General features: G+C 73.9%; 8 protein-coding genes. All 8 read left to right on the forward strand.

The window, feature by feature from the left end; translation table 11 throughout:
* The first annotated feature begins 3 nt into the window (after positions 1-3).
* Positions 4-273, forward strand: a complete 270-nt coding sequence (locus AB0L71_RS19040; RefSeq protein WP_365243982.1) for an acyl carrier protein — start codon at positions 4-6, stop codon at positions 271-273.
* 97 nt (positions 274-370) lie between these two features.
* Positions 371-1,354, forward strand: a complete 984-nt coding sequence (sbnA, locus tag AB0L71_RS19045) for a 2,3-diaminopropionate biosynthesis protein SbnA (protein ID WP_365243984.1) — start codon at positions 371-373, stop codon at positions 1,352-1,354.
* Between the two features lie 6 nt (positions 1,355-1,360).
* Entirely contained in the window at positions 1,361-2,746 is a 1,386-nt protein-coding gene (locus tag AB0L71_RS19050; RefSeq protein WP_365243986.1) for a condensation domain-containing protein, read from the forward strand.
* A complete protein-coding gene (locus AB0L71_RS19055; RefSeq protein ID WP_365243988.1) occupies positions 2,743-3,525 on the forward strand; it encodes an FkbM family methyltransferase in 783 nt (260 codons plus the stop codon). Before AB0L71_RS19050 ends, AB0L71_RS19055 begins: the two co-directional genes overlap by 4 nt.
* Positions 3,526-3,650: 125 nt before the next feature.
* Positions 3,651-4,649, forward strand: coding sequence for a 2,3-diaminopropionate biosynthesis protein SbnB (gene sbnB / locus AB0L71_RS19060; protein WP_365243990.1), 999 nt, complete (start codon positions 3,651-3,653; stop codon positions 4,647-4,649).
* A gap of 86 nt (positions 4,650-4,735) precedes the next feature.
* Positions 4,736-4,954 carry an MbtH family NRPS accessory protein gene (locus AB0L71_RS19065; protein ID WP_365243991.1) on the forward strand — a complete coding sequence of 73 codons (219 nt, stop codon included), beginning with the start codon at positions 4,736-4,738 and terminating at the stop codon, positions 4,952-4,954.
* A 46-nt stretch (positions 4,955-5,000) separates the two neighbouring features.
* Positions 5,001-10,007: an amino acid adenylation domain-containing protein gene (locus tag AB0L71_RS19070; protein WP_365243993.1), complete on the forward strand. Its 5,007-nt coding sequence runs from the start codon at positions 5,001-5,003 to the stop codon at positions 10,005-10,007.
* The coding region (locus tag AB0L71_RS19075; protein WP_365243994.1) for an amino acid adenylation domain-containing protein at positions 10,004-15,642 on the forward strand (5,639 nt) is incomplete at its 3' end. The genes AB0L71_RS19070 and AB0L71_RS19075, both read left to right, overlap by 4 nt.

Consider the following 15,642-nt stretch of genomic DNA (forward strand, 5'->3'; position numbering starts at 1 on the left):
CGCATGACCGAAACCGCAGCCGACCTGGTCCGTTCACCGCAGGTCGTCCGGGCCTGGCTGGTCGACCGGGTCGCCTACTACCTCGAGTGCAACCCGTCCGACATCGACGAGGGCGCCGCACTCGCCGAGATGGGACTCGACTCGGTGTACGCCCTGACCCTGTGCGGCGACGTCGAGGACCGCTTCGGCCTGGTGGTGGAGCCCACCCTGGCCTGGGACCACCCGACCATCGACGCGATCACCGCACATCTCGCGGCCGAGCTGGCGCTCTAGGGAGCGTTTCGAAAGTCCCGCCTGCTCGGCCTGCCCTGCGGGCAGACGACGCCACTTTCGAAACACGCCCTGGCCGTACACCCTGGAGGGCCCCACCATGCCCGAGAAATCGTTCCCCGGAATCCTGTCGACCGTGGGCAACACCCCGCTCGTCGAGTTCACCCGGCTGCTGCCCGAGTTCGGCTCCCGTGTCTTCGGCAAGATCGAACGCTTCAACCCCGGCGGCAGCATCAAGGACCGGTCGGCCCTCGGCATGCTGATGGCCGCCATCCGCAGCGGCGAGGTGCAGCCCGGCCGGTCGGTGATCGTCGAGTCCAGCTCCGGCAATCTCGCCGTCGGCCTCGCCCAGATCTGCCGCTACTTCGGGCTGCGCTTCGTCTGCGTGGTGGACGGCAAGACCACCGAGCAGAACCTGGCCATCCTGCGGGCCTACCGTGCCGAGGTCGAGGTGGTCACCGAACGCGACGAACTGACCGGCGAGTTCCTGCCGGTTCGGCTGCGCCGGGTACGGGAGATCCTGGCCCGCACCCCGGCCGCGTACTGGCCCAACCAGTACGCCAGCCTGCTCAACCCCAAGGCGCACGAGACGACGATGCGGGAGATCGAGCAGAGCCTCGACGGCAAGGTCGACTACCTGTTCTGCCCGGTCAGCACCTTCGGCACGCTGCGTGGCTGCCGCGACCACATCACCGCGCGCGGCCTGGACACCAAGGTCGTCGCCGTGGACGCGCTGGGCAGCGCCATCTTCGGCCTGGAGTCCACCCAGCGGCTCATCCCCGGACACGGCGCCTCCATCGTCCCGCCGCTGGCCGTACCCGCCTACGCCGACGAGGTGGTGCACATCTCCGACCTGGAGTGCGTCGTCGCCTGCCGGCGGCTCATCGGGCGGGAGGCAGTGCTCGCGGGCGGTTCCTCGGGGGCGGCCGTGGCCGCGCTCTGGAAGTTCCGGCACCACGTCCCCGACGGCTCGAACTGCGTGCTCATGTTCCCGGACGGCGGCGACCGCTATCTCGACACCATCTACTCGGACAGCTGGGTGCGCGAACACTTCGGTGACGTGTCCCACCTGTGGAAGGACTGATACGTCATGGCCGAACCTCCGGCCACCCGGAGCCACCCGGGCGCCGGCCTCGTCTCGGCCGGGCAGGAAGCGCTCTGGCTGGCCCACCAGCTCGCCCCGGACAGCTCCGCCTTCAACGTGGTCCTCGCCGTACGGCTGCGCGACCCCGTCGACACGGACGTACTGCAGGACGCGCTGACCGCCGTCGCCGCCCGTCATGAACTGCTGCGCTCACGGTTCGCCGCGACCGACGAGGGACCGGTGCGCACCACCGTGCCGCCCGCCTCGGTCCGCCTCGACGTACGCGAGGTGCCCGGCGTCGCCGAGGCCGAGCTGTTCCGGCTCGCGACCGGCGCCGGCGAGGAGCCGTTCCGGCCTGCGTCGCAGGGCGCCTTCCGCGCGGTCCTGCTGCGCCGCGGTCCCGCCGACGCCGTGCTCGTCACGGCCACCCACCACATCGTCAGCGACGCCACCTCACAATGGCTGCTGGTCCGCGACCTGTTCGCCGAGTACGGCGCCCGGACCGGCCAGGACGCGCCGCCGCCCGCCGAGCCGGCCGACTGGGACCGACAGGTGCGCGCGGAACGGGACTTCGTGGCCGGTGCCCGCGGCGCGCGGGCCGCGGCACACTGGCGCGGCATCTGCGACGGCCTGCCCGCCGCCGAACTGCCCACCGACCGGCCGCGCCCGCCGCACCGCCTGCTGGACGGCGCCACCCACGAACTCGTCTGGGACCCGCAGACCGGACAGCGGCTGCGCTCGGCGGCCGCCGAGCGCGGGCTCACCCCGTTCGCCTGGCTGCTCGGCACCTTCCAGGCCGCCCTGCACCGCTCCGGCTGCGGCGACGACTTCCTCATCGGCTGCCCGGCCACCACCCGCTTCACCCCCGAGACCCGGCAGGCCGTCGGCTACTACGTCAACGCCCTGCCGATGGCGGCCCGGTTCACCCCGCACACCCCGCTGCTCGCGACGGTCGAGGCCGCGCAGGACCAGCTGCGCCGCGGCCTGGCCCACGCCCGCTACCCCGTCGAACTGCTCGGCGGCTCCGCGGCCAGGGGCCCGCTGTTCCGCATCTCCTGCACCCTGGTCGCCGCCGACCGGCTGCCCGTCCCCGGCCTGTACGAGGGACCGGTGCGGCTCGGCGGACTGCGGGCCGAGCTGTGCGACGTACCGCAGCAGGAGGGACAGCTCGACCTGACCGTCGAAGTGCTGCAGGACTCCCGAGGCTTCAAGGCGGTGCTCCGCTACGACACCGCTCTCTTCGACGCCGCCACCCTCGACCGGTTCGCCGCGACCTGGCAGCGGCTGCTCGACGTCTCCCTCGACGCCCCGCACACACCGGTCGCCGATGTCGCTCTCGCCGCCCAGGACGACCTGGACTTCCTGCTCGCCCTCGGAACGGAGGCGGCGTGAGCACCGATGCCCCGCTGCGCAGGCAGCTGCCCGACGGGCCCGCGGTGTGGTGCACCAACGGCCCGGCGGCCGTGGCGATGTGGCGCGAGATGGTGCCGCCGGGCGCCTACCACCGGGCGGCACAGCGGCTGCGGCCCGGCGACACCGTCGTCGACATCGGCGCCAACATCGGCCTGATGTCGGTGTACTGCTCGCGGGTCCGCCCCGGCGTGCGGGTGCTGGCCGCCGAACCGGCCCCGGCGCTCCACGCCTGCCTCGAACGCAACCTCGCCGAGCACGCCGCCCCCGGCTGGCACACCGAGTGCGTCGCCGTCGCCGACCGGCCGGGCCGGCTGACCTTCACCTACTACCCCGAGGCGCCCGGCAACTCCGGGCTGCACGCCGACCCGGCCGCCGACGACGCGATCACGCTCGCCTTCCTGCGCAACAGCGGTGTCGACCCCGAGGACGCCACCGAACTGGTCGACGGGCTGCACACGGGCGTCGAGTTCACCGTGCCCGCCGTCACCGCCTCACAGCTGCTGCGCCGGCACGCCGTGGACCGCGTCGACCTGCTGAAGGTGGACGTGGAGCGCGCCGAGCTCGAGGTGCTGCGCGGCGTCGCCGACGAGCACTGGCCGCTCGTCGGTGCCGTCGTCGCCGAGGTGCACGACGAGGACGGCCGCCTCGACGCCGTACGGGGCCTGCTGACGCGGCACGGCTTCACCGTCCGGGTGAGCCAGGACCCGCTGCTCGCGGACACCGTCCTCTACGACGTGGAGGCCGTCCGGGGCGGCTGAATTCCCGTGCGGGCTCCGGGTGTTCGGGTCGTATAGGGCGCATATAGCGCCCGGGTCCACGCTCTTGTCAGCACCCGGAGGCCCCGGCCTCCCGAAGAGCTCCGGCCCCGCAGAGAGGGAACCCCATGCTGATCCTCCGACGCACCGATGTGGCGGACGTGCTGTCCGGCCGGGAGGCGGAGATCATCGACCTCGTCGCCGACACGTACCGGCTGCACGACGCCGGGCACACGTCCCTGCCGCACTCGACGTTCCTGCGCTTCCCCGAGGAAGGGCACGCCCGCGACCGGATCATCGGGCTGCCGGCCTACCGGGGCGGCGAGCGGCCGGCCGCCGGGATGAAGTGGATCGCCTCCTTCCCCGGCAATGTGGCGGCGGGGACCGAGCGGGCCAGCGCCGCCATCGTCCTGAACTCCCTCGACCACGGCCGCCCGGTCGCCCTCGTCGAGGGCGCCGTCGTCTCCGCCAAGCGGACCGCGGCGAGCGCCGCGCTGGCCGCCGTCGAGCTCACCGCCGAACGGCCACCCGCCTCCGTGCTGCTGATCGGCTGCGGTGTCATCAACCTGGAGGTGCTGCGCTTCCTCGCCGCAGCGCTCCCCGGACTCACCGACGCCGCCCTCTACGACACCGACCCGACGCGCGCCGAGGAGTTCGCCGCCCGCTGCCACGAGGCCGTCCCCACGGTGAAGGCCCAGCCCGTCACCGACCTGCCCGCCGCACTCGGCGCGCACCGGCTGGTCTCGCTGGCCACCACCGCCGCCGCCCCGCACCTGGATCTCGCCGCCTGCGGCCCGGACACCACCGTGCTGCATGTGTCGCTGCGGGACCTCACGGCCGAGACGATCCTCGGCGCCGTCAACGTCGTCGACGACACCGACCACGTCTGCCGTGAGCGCACCTCCCTCGACCTGGCCCAACAGGCTTCCGGGAACCGCGACTTCGTGGCCGCGGAGATCGGTGCGCTGCTGCGCGGCACCGCCACGCTGCCCGCCGCCGACGGGCGGCCCGTCGTCTACTCGCCGTTCGGCCTGGGCGTCCTCGACATCGCGCTCGCCGAGTACGTGCGCGAGGAGGCCGAGCGCCGCGGCCTCGGGGTCCGCGTCGACGACTTCCTGCCCGCCTGAACCGGCCCGGCCGGTTCGCCCCGTTCCACCTCTTCACCTCTTCACCCCCTTCATCTCGTCCATTCCGCATGCCCGAAGGAGCAGTCATGACCGCCGAGCAGACCGAAGGCCCCCGCCAGCGCGTGGTGTTCAACGACGAGGAGCAGTACTCGCTGTGGCCCGTCGGGCGGGACCTGCCCGCCGGCTGGCAGGCCGAGGGCACCGAGGGCTCCCGCGAGGAGTGCCTCGCCAGGATCACCGAGGTGTGGACCGACATGCGCCCGCTGAGCCTGCGCCGCCGCATGCACGAGTCCTCCGCGGCCTGAGCCGCGCCGCCCCTCCACTCCACCCAGGTCTTCGACAGGAGTTGCCGTGAACGCCGAACTGCTTCCGGAACGCTTCGCCAAGCAGGCGTTCCGTACGCCCGGGTCCGTCGCCGTTGCCGACGGCGGGGGCACGATGACGTACGAGGAGCTGGACCGCGCGTCCGCTCGCGTGGCCCACTTCCTCGGGGACCTGGGTGCGGGGCCCGAGACCCTGGTCGGGGTGTGCCTGCCCAGGAGCGCCGACCTGGTGGTCGCCCTGCTCGGCGTGTGGCGGGCCGGAGCGGGCTATGTGCCGCTCGACCCGGCCCAGCCGCAGTCCCGGCTGACCGGCCTGATCCGCCGCTGCGGCGCGGACCTCGTGCTCGCCGGCGCGGACCTGGACGAGGCGGTGACACAGGCGGGCGCCCGCCGCGTCGACCTCGCCGACGCGCCGCAGCCGGCCCCCGACGCGGCCCCGCTGCCCGCCGCCGACCCGGCCGGCGTCGCCTACGCGGTCTTCACCTCCGGCTCGACCGGCATGCCCAAGGCCGTCGCCGTCACCCACGCCGGAATCGCCAACCGGATCGGCTGGAGCGTCGAGCGGCACACACTGGGCGCCGGGGACCGGGTGCTGCACAAGACCACCATCGGCTTCGACGCGGCAGGCTGGGAGATCTTCGCCCCGCTCGTCGCCGGTGCCACCGTGGTGCTCGCTCCCCATGGCGCCGAACGCGACCCGGCCGCACTGCTGCGTGCCGTCGCCGCCGAGGATGTCACGGTGCTGCAGGTGGTGCCCTCCGTGCTGCGCCTGCTGGTGGAGGAGGGCGACTGGAGCGGCTGCGGTGCGCTGCGGCTGCTGTTCTCGGCGGGCGAGGCCCTGCACGCCGACCTCGTCGCGCGGCTGCGCGCGAAGGCCGGCGACCGGCTCGAGGTGTGGAACACCTATGGCCCCACCGAGTGCTCCATCGACGCCACCGCCCACCCGGTCGACCCCACGCTCACCAGCGGCCCGGTGCCGATCGGCCGCCCGCTGCCCGGCCTGAAGGCCCTGGTCCTGGACGCCTCCGGCGCGCCCGTCCCGGTCGGTGTCCCCGGCGAGCTGTACGTCGGCGGAGTGGGCGTGGCCCGCGGCTACGTCGCACGCCCCGACCTGACCGCCGAGCGGTTCGTGCCCGACCCGTACGCCACCGAGCCCGGCGCCCGCCTGTACCGCACCGGCGACCAGGTCCGCTGGCGCGCCGACCGCACCCTGGAGTACCTGGGCCGCCTCGACGACCAGGTCAAGGTCAACGGTGTGCGCATCGAGCCCGCCGAGATCGAGGCCGCGCTGGTCGCACACCCCGCGGTGACCGGAGCCGCCGTCGTGCCGTACGCGGCCGAGGGCGGCGGCAAGCGGCTCGTCGCCCATCTGACCTGCGCCGGCCCTGCCGTCGACACGGCCGAGGTGCGGGCCCACCTCGCCCAGCGGCTGCCGGACAGCCACCTTCCGTCCGTCATCCATGTGCTCGACGCGTTCCCGCTGCTGCCCAACGGCAAGGTGGACCGGGCCGCTCTGCCCACCGCCGACGAGATCGCCGCCGCGCAGGCCGAGTTCGTGGCGCCGCGCGACGCCGCCGAGGAACTCGTCGCCGGCGTATGGGCCGAACTCCTCGGCCAGGAACGGGTGGGCGCCCTCGACGACTTCTTCGCCCTGGGCGGCACCTCGCTCCAACTGACCCGGCTCGCCGCCCGGTTGCGCGCCGCGTCCGGCGAGAAGATCTCGCTGCGCGGCCTGTTCGCGGCCACCACGGTCGAGGCCCAGGCCGCACTGCTGTCCACCACCGCGCCGGGCGCCGCCGCGGACCCGGGCGTGCGGCCCGTCCCGCGCACCGGCGCGCTGCCGCTCTCCTCCGGGCAGCGCCGCCTGTGGTTCCTGGACCGGATGCACCCCGGCAGCCCCGAGTGGGTGGCCCCGCTGTTCCTGCGGCTGCCCGCCGCGCTTTCCCCGCAGGCCGTGGCCGACGCCCTGGAGACACTGGCGGCCCGGCACGAGCCGCTGCGCACCCGCTATGTCGCCGAGGGCGGCGAGGTCCGCCAGGTGATCGACGCGCCCGGGACGGCCCGGGCCGAACTGCGCGTCGAGGACGCCGGGCGCGAGACGGTGCCCGCCCTGTTCGGCGAGCAGTTCGCGCGCGGCTTCGACCTGGCCGTCGGGCCGCTGTGGCGGGGACTGCTCGTCCGGCTGCCGGGCGAGGACCACCTGCTGTTGCTGACGCTGCATCACATCACGTGCGACGGCTGGTCGACGGTGCTCCTGGAGCGCGAACTGCGCGAGCTGTGCGCCGCGCGGCTCGACGGCCGCGCGCATCGACTGCCGCCGCTGGAGCTGCAGTACGCGGACTACGGAACCTGGCAGCACACCCGGCTCGACGACACCTTCGTCGAGCGGGAGCTCGCGCACTGGCGGGCCGCCCTCGACGGCATCGAGCCCGTGGAGCTGCCCACCGACCGGCCCCGGCCCGCGGTCCGCGACCCGCGCGGCGCCGTCGTGCCGTTCCGGGTGCCGCAGGAGACCGCCGCCGCGCTGGCCGCGCTCGGCCGCGAGCACGGTGCGACACCGTTCATGACGCTGCTGACGGCGTACGCGACGCTGGTCGCCCGCTACAGCGGCCGGTGGGACGTGCCGGTCGGCACGCCCGTCGCGGGCCGCACCCGGCCCGAGACCGAGAACATGGTCGGCTTCTTCCTCAACTCCCTCGTCGTGCGCTGTGGCCTCACCCCCGACCTGGGCTTCGCCGAGGCCCTCGGGCGGGTCCGGGACGCCGCCCGCGCCGCCCTCGTCCACCAGGAGCTGCCCTTCGAGCGGCTCGTCGACGAGCTCCAGCCCGAGCGCGACCTGTCCCGCACCCCGCTCTACCAGGTCGCCTTCGACCTGCACAGCGAGGGCGTGACCAGCGTCGCCACCCACGACGCCGACCTGGCGGCCTTCACCGAGGCGTGGCAGGTCGCCAAGACCGACCTGTCGCTGTTCATGCGGCAGACCCCCGAAGGCGCCCTGGACGGGGTCCTGGAGTACGCCGCCACCCTGTTCGAGCGGGCCACCGTCGAGCGCATGGCCGGCCACTTCCTGACCCTCCTGGAGCGGGTCGCCGACGCCCCGGACACCCCGCTGGGCGAGATCGGCCTGCTCACCGGCGAGGAGCACCGGCAGCTGGTCACCGGCTGGAACGACACCGCATGGCAGACCGACGACCGCACCGTCCTCGACCGCGTCGAGGAGCAGGCCCGCACCGCGCCCGCCGCCACCGCCCTGACCTTCGGTCCCCGGACCGTCTCCTACGAGGAGCTGGACACCGCCGCCAACCGGCTGGCGCAGCACCTGCGCACCCGGTGCGTGGGCGCGGAGTCCCGGGTCGCCGTGCTCCTGGACCGCGGCCCCGAACTGGTCACCGCGCTGCTCGCGGTGTGGAAGGCGAGCGGCGCCTACGTGCCGGTCGACCCGTCCTACCCGGCGGAGCGCATCGCGGCGATGTGCCGGGCCGCGGGCGTCCGCACGGTGGTCACCTCCTCCGCGTACGCACCGCGCTTCACCGACCCCGGACTGCGCGTGCTGCGCCTGGACACGGACGCCGCGGACATCGCGGCCCGTCCCGCTGCGGCTCCCGCCCGCACCAGGGACCTCGCCCAGCTCGCGTACGTGATCTTCACCTCCGGTTCGACGGGCGTGCCCAAGGGCGTCGAGGTCACCCACCGGGGCCTGGCCAACCATGTGGCCTGGGCCGTGCGGGATCTGGCCGGGCGCGACTACGGCGGTGCCGCGCTCTTCTCGTCGGTCGCCTTCGACCTCGTCGTCCCCAACCTGTGGGCGCCCCTGGCCGCCGGCCAGCGGCTGTTCCTGCTGCCTCAGGACACCGACATGTCGGAGCTGGGCAAACGGCTGTCCGACGCCGCGCCGTTCAGCTTCCTCAAGCTGACTCCCGGGCATCTCGACATCCTGGCGCACCAGTTGACACCCGCCCAGGCGGGATCGCTCACCCCCCTCGCCGTGGTCGCGGGCGAGCCCTTCACCCGCGGTGTGCTGGAGCGCTGGCGCGAACTCGCCCCCGACATGCAGCTCGTCAACGAGTACGGCCCGACCGAGGCGTCCGTCGGCACCTCCATCCACCCGGTGCCGCAGGAGGGCGCCGGGCCGGTGCCCGACGTGCTCCCGATCGGCCGCCCGCTGCCCGGCATGACGATGCACGTCCTCGACCCGGCGCTGAACCCCGTCCCGGTCGGTGTCGCCGGCGAGCTGTACGTCGGCGGCGTGGGCGTGGCCCGCGGCTACGCCCGTCGCCCGGAGCTGACCGCCGAGCGGTTCGTGCCCGACCCGTACGCCAACGGGCCCGGTGCCCGCATGTACCGCACCGGCGACCTCGTGCGGCGTCTGCCGGACGGCAGCGTCGCGTTCCTCGGCCGCCTCGACGACCAGGTCAAGATCCGCGGCTACCGCGTCGAGCTCGGCGAGATCCGCACCGCGGTCGAGGACCACCCCGCGATCCGCGAGGCCGTGGTCGTCGTCCACCGCCCCGACGGCGGCGAACCCGCCCTGGCCTGCTACGCGGTCGCGGCCACGCCCGGCGACGCGCTGCCCGACCTCGCCGCGCACCTGGCGCAGCGGCTGCCCGAGTACATGATCCCGGCGACGTTCACGGCGCTGGACGCGATCCCGGTCAACGCCAACGGCAAGGTGGACCGGCGGGCCCTGCCCGATCCGGTGCCGGCCGACGACACGGAGCGGGTGGCGCCACGCGGGCCCGTCGAGGAGATCGTCGCCGGGATCTGGACCGATCTGCTCGGCGTCCAGGCGTCCGTGCACGACAACTTCTTCCACATCGGCGGCAATTCGATCCTCGCGATCCGGCTGATCTCGCGGATCCAGCAGGAGTTCGGCATCGACTTCGCCGTCCGCACCGTCTTCGAGGGGCCGACGATCGAGCGGCTCGCGGCCACGGTCACCGACCGGGTGACGGCCGAGGTCGCCGCGCTCTCCGACACCGAGCTGCTCGCGACCGCCCCCACCCACGCAACGCAGGACAAGGAGCACCAGGCATGAGCACCGGGGAAATGGAGACTTCCGTGAGGCCCGCGCCGTCCGCCCCCGCGGACGCCGATGCCGACGCGCTCCGCGCCGAACTGCTGCGCCGCCGCCTCGCGGGCCGCGGCGGCGGTCCGCGCCGCACCGGGATATCCCGCGCCGACCGCACCGCGCCGCTGCCGCTGTCGTACGGGCAGCAGCAGATGTGGTTCCTGAACCGGCTGGAGCCCGACAGCTCCGAGTACCTGGTGCCGCTGGTGCTGCGGCTGCGCGGCGCCCTGGACACCGAGGCGCTGGGCCGGGCCTGGCAGGGCGTGCTCGACCGGCACGAGATCCTGCGCACCCGCTGCGCGGCGACCGACGGCGAGCCCGTGCAGATCGTGGACCCGCCGCGCCCGCTGCCGCTCACCCACGACGTCGCCGAGCACGACGCGGCGGCGCGCGCGCTGGTCGAGGCGGACCTGGCGCGCCCCTTCGACCTCGCCCGCGACTGGCCGGTGCGCGGACGCCTGATCCGGCTCGCCGACGACGAGCACGTGCTGTCCGTCGTCTTCCACCACATCGCCTGCGACGCCTGGTCCACCCAGGTCTTCGGCCAGGAGCTGAGCGAGCTGTACACCGGCACGCGCCCGGCCCCGCTCACCGTCCAGTACGCCGACTACGCGGCCTGGCAGCGCGCGGCCATGACCGACGAGGTGATCAACCGGCACCTCGGCTACTGGGAGAGCCGCCTGGCGGACCTGGCGCCGCTGGACCTGCCCGCCGACCGGCCGCGTCCCGCGGTGCGCGACGGCGCGGGCGACGCGGTCGGCTTCGAGATCCCCGGACCGGTCGCGGACCGGCTGCGCGAACTGGCCGCCGCCCACGACAGCACGCTGTTCATGCTGTTCCTGGCCGCCTACCAGACGCTCCTCGCCCGGCACACCGGACGCGACGACATCGCGGTCGGCACCGTGGTGTCCGGCCGCGGCCGGCCCGAGCTCCAGCAGCTCATCGGCTACGGCATCAACTCCCTGGTGATGCGCGGCGACCTGTCCGGCGACCCGTCCTTCGCCGGCCTGCTCGCCCGCACCCGCACCACCGTCCTGGAGGCCTACGACCACCAGGACGTCGCCTTCGCCCAGGTCGTCGAGGCCCTCGCGCCCGAACGCGACCTGTCCCGCACCCCGCTGTTCCAGGTCGCGCTCACCCTGCACGGCGACCGGGGCGCGGCCTTCGAGCTGCCCGGCGTCACGGCGGAGCCGTTCCGCGGCAGCGGCCGCGTCGCCAAGTTCGACCTCGACCTGCAGATCACGGAGAGCGGCGACGGCACCCTCGGCGGTCGCTTCGAGTACGCCACCGCCCTGTTCGACCGTACGACCGTCCAGCGGATGACCGGCCGGATGCTGCGGCTGCTCGGCGCGGTCGCCGACGACCCGGCGGCGCCGCTGTCCGCCCTGGAGATCCTCGACGAGCAGGAGCGGGCCCTGCTGCTCGGCCCGCCCCGGCAGCCGCAGCCGGCCACCCGGCGCGTGCACGAGCTGTTCGAGGAGCAGGTGGCGCGCACCCCGCACCACACCGCGCTCACCTTCGAGGACACCCATCTGACGTACGCGGAGCTCAACGCCCGCGCCAACCGCATCGCGCACGCCCTCATCGCCAAGGGGGCGGGCCCCGAGACGCTGGTCGGCCTCGGCCTGGAACGCGGCATCGAGCTGATTCCCGCGCTGCTCGGCATCCTCAAGTCCGGCGCAGGCTATCTGCCGCTCGACCCGGCCAACCCGGCCGACCGCATCGCGTACATCGTCGAGGACGCCCAGGCCCCGGTCGTCGTCACCACGGCGGACCACGCCGCCCTGTTCGACGTGGACCTGCTCCTGCTGGACCGTGACGCCGAACTGCTGGCCGCGCAGCCCGACACCGACCCCGGCGTCCCCGGCAGCCCGGAGAACCTGATCTACACGATCTACACCTCGGGTTCGACCGGCCGCCCCAAGGGCGTCGCCCTCACCCACACCAACGTCGCCCGTCTGCTGGCCCGCGGCCACGAGCACTACGCCTTCACCGACACCGACGTGTGGCCGCTCTTCCACAGCTACGCCTTCGACGTGTCCGTGTGGGAGATGTGGGGCGCGCTGCTGTTCGGCGGGCGCCTCGTCGTCGTCCCGCACGCCGTGACGCGCTCGCCGGAGGACTTCCTCGACCTGCTGGTGCGCGAGAAGGTCACCGTCCTCAACCAGACGCCGACCGCGTTCCGCTCCCTGGTGGACACCGACGCCGAGCTGTCGCTGCGCGCCGTCGTCTTCGCCGGCGAGAAGCTGGAGGTGTCCGAACTACGGCCGTTCGCCGATCGGTTCGGGCTCGACCGGGTCGCGCTGGTCAACATGTACGGGATCACCGAGACCACCGTCCACACCACCTACCACCGCATCACCGAGGCGGACCTGGACCCGCAGTCCGGCAACCCCGTCGGCCACCCGCTGGCGGACCTGCGCGTCCTGCTGCTCGACGGGCACGGACAGCCGGTCCCGATCGGGGTGCCCGGCGAGATCCATGTCGCCGGCCCCGGCGTGGCCCGCGGCTATCTGCGCCGGCCGCGGCTGACCGCCGAGCGGTTCGTCCCCGACCCCTACGGCCCGCCCGGCTCCCGCCTGTACCGGAGCGGCGACCTGGCACGCCGCCTCGCCGACGGCAGCCTGGAGTTCCTCGGCCGCATCGACGACCAGGTCAAGATCCGCGGGTTCCGCATCGAGCTCGGCGAGATCGAGACGGCCCTGGCCGACCACCCGGCCGTCCGCGACGCCGTCGTCCTGGTCCGCGAGGACACCCCCGGCGACCGGCGCCTCGTGGCCTGGGTGACCCCGGCCGGGCAGCGCGACCCCGAACCCGGCGAGCTCCGCTCCCATCTGGCGGCCCGGCTGCCCGAGTACATGGTCCCGGCGGCCTTCGTCGCCCTGGACGCCCTGCCGCTGACCACCAACGGCAAGCTCGACAAGCGCGCCCTGCCCGCCCCCGGCCAGGACGCGCTGGGCGCCGCCGCGTTCGTCGCCCCGCGCACGGTCGCCGAGGAGCGCATCGCCGAGGTGTGGGCGCAGGTGCTCGGCCTGGAGCGGGTCGGTGTCGAGGACGGGTTCTTCGAGGTCGGCGGTCACTCCATCCGCGCGGTCACCCTGGTGGGCCGGCTGCGCTCGCTCGGCTACGACCTCTCCGTACGGGACGTCTTCGAGCACCGCACGGTCGCCCGCCTCGCCGAACTGGTCACCGGCCGGCCCGCCCCGGCCGACGCCGACCGCACGGTGGAACCGTTCGCGCTGCTCGGCGACGCGGACCGCGAGCGGCTGCCGCAGGGCCTCACCGACGCCTACCCGCTGTCGCAGGTGCAGCTCGGCATGGTCGTCGAGATGCTCACCGACGACGGCAAGCACCCGTACCACAACGTCACCTCCTTCCGGATCCGCGACGTACGCCCGTTCCGCCAGGACGCGCTGGAGCAGGCCGCCGCGCGGGTCGTCGCCCGCCACGAGGCACTGCGCACCTCCTTCGACCTCACCACGTACGCGGTGCCGCTCCAACTGGTCCACGAGAGCGCCGAGATGGCCGTCGGCTCCCGTGACCTCTCCCACCTGGACGAGGACGAACTCCTGGACTCGCTGCGCAGGTTCACCGTGCAGGAGCGGGCCCGGCTGTTCGACCTGGCCGCGCCGCCGCTGCTGCGGCTGTTCGCACACATCGCCGGTGACGGCAGCTGGTGGATCACGAACACGGAGTGCCACGCCATCCTCGACGGCTGGAGCCACCACTCGCTGCTCATGGAGGTGCTCCAGGAGTACGACCGCATGCTCGACGGCGCACCGACCGCCGAACCGGAGCGCCCGGCCGTCCGGTTCGCCGACTTCGTCGCCGCCGAGCTCGACGCCCTGGACTCCGCCGAGTCGCGCGGCTACTGGCAGTCGGTCGTCGACGGGTACGCCCGGCTGACCGTGCCCGCGCCCTGGCGCGGCGACCCGGACGACACCGGCGCCCCCTACCGGGTGCCCGTGCCCTTCCACGACCTGGAGGACCGCCTGCGGTCCCTGGCCACGCGGGCGGGAGCCTCCCTCAAGAGCGTCCTGCACGCAGCCCACCTGAAGACCCTCAGCATGCTCACCGAGGAGGACCGCTTCTTCGCGGGCCTGGTCTGCAACGCCCGTCCGGAGATCCTGGGCGCCGACCGCGTCTACGGCATGCACCTCAACACGCTGCCGTTCGCCTTCGACCGCGCCGCGGCCGGCACCTGGCGCGAGCTGGTGGCGTCCGTGTTCGCCCGCGAGGTCGAACTGTGGCCGCACCGCACCTACCCGATGCCCGTCATCCAGCGGGAACTCGCCGACGGCGAGCGGCTGATCGACATGCGGTTCAGCTACCACGACTTCGACCAGGTCGACCGCGAGCAGGTCGACTACCTGGCGAGCATCGACGACAGCCCCACCGAGTTCCCCCTCGGCGTCTCCGCGCGGGTGGGCCACCTGGTGCTCACCGCGTCGCCGCGCGCGCTCAGCCGCACCGGCACCGACCGCCTCGCCGGGATGCTGCGCCAGGTCCTGGAGGCCATGGCCGCCGACCCCGAGGGCGACGCCCGCGCCACCTTCCTGCCCGACGGCGAGCGCGCACGGCAGCTCGTCGAGTGGAACGCCACGCACCACCCGGCCGAGACCGCTTCCGTCCTCCAGCGGTTCGAGGCACAGGCCGCCCGCACCCCGCACGCACCGGCTGTGCGGCACACGGCCGGCTCCCTCTCGTTCGGTGAACTCGACGCCCGCGCCAACCAGGTGGCGCACCACCTGCGCCAGAACGGCGTCACGGCCGAGTCCCGGGTGCTGGTGCAGCTGGACCGCGGCCCCGACCTGCTGACCGCGCTGCTCGCGGTGTGGAAGGCGGGCGGCGCCTATGTGCCCGTCGACCCGTCCTACCCGGCGGCCCGCGTCGACGCCATGCGCGAGGCCTCCGCGGCCGTGCTCACGCTGACGGAGCTGCCGGAGCGGACCGGGCTGCCGACGACGCCGCCGGAGCGCCGCGACGACCTGGACCTGCTCGCCTACGTCATCTTCACGTCCGGTTCGACCGGCACGCCCAAGGGCGTCGAGGTGCCGCACCGGGGCCTGGCCAACCACGTGGCCTGGGCGGCCCGTGAGCTGGCCACGCAGGGCACGGGCGGCGCGCCCCTGTTCTCCTCGGTCGCCTTCGACCTGGTCGTCCCCAACCTGTGGGCGCCGCTGGTCACCGGACAGCCGGTGTACACGGTCGGCCAGGACGTCGACATGGCCGACCTCGGCGAACACCTCGCCGCGGCAGGGCCGTTCAGCTTCGTCAAGCTGACCCCCGGCCACCTCGACGTACTCGCCCGGCAGCTCACCGCCGAGCAGGCCGCCGCCCTCGCGCCGGTCCTGGTCGTGGCGGGGGAGGCGTTCACCCGGGACACGGCGCGGCGCTGGCGCGCACTGGCCCCGCGGACCCGCCTCGTCAACGAGTACGGACCCACCGAGGCCTCCGTCGGCTCCACCGTCTTCCCCGTGCCGGACGACCTGGCCCATGACGTGCTCCCGATCGGTCGTCCGCTGCCCAACATGCGGGTATACGTGCTGGATTCGGGTCTGCACCCGGTGCCGGTCGGGGTCGCGGGCGAGCTGTATGTGGG

The sequence above is a fragment of the Streptomyces sp. NPDC052052 genome, assembly GCF_040680455.1.
GTDB lineage: Bacteria > Actinomycetota > Actinomycetes > Streptomycetales > Streptomycetaceae > Streptomyces.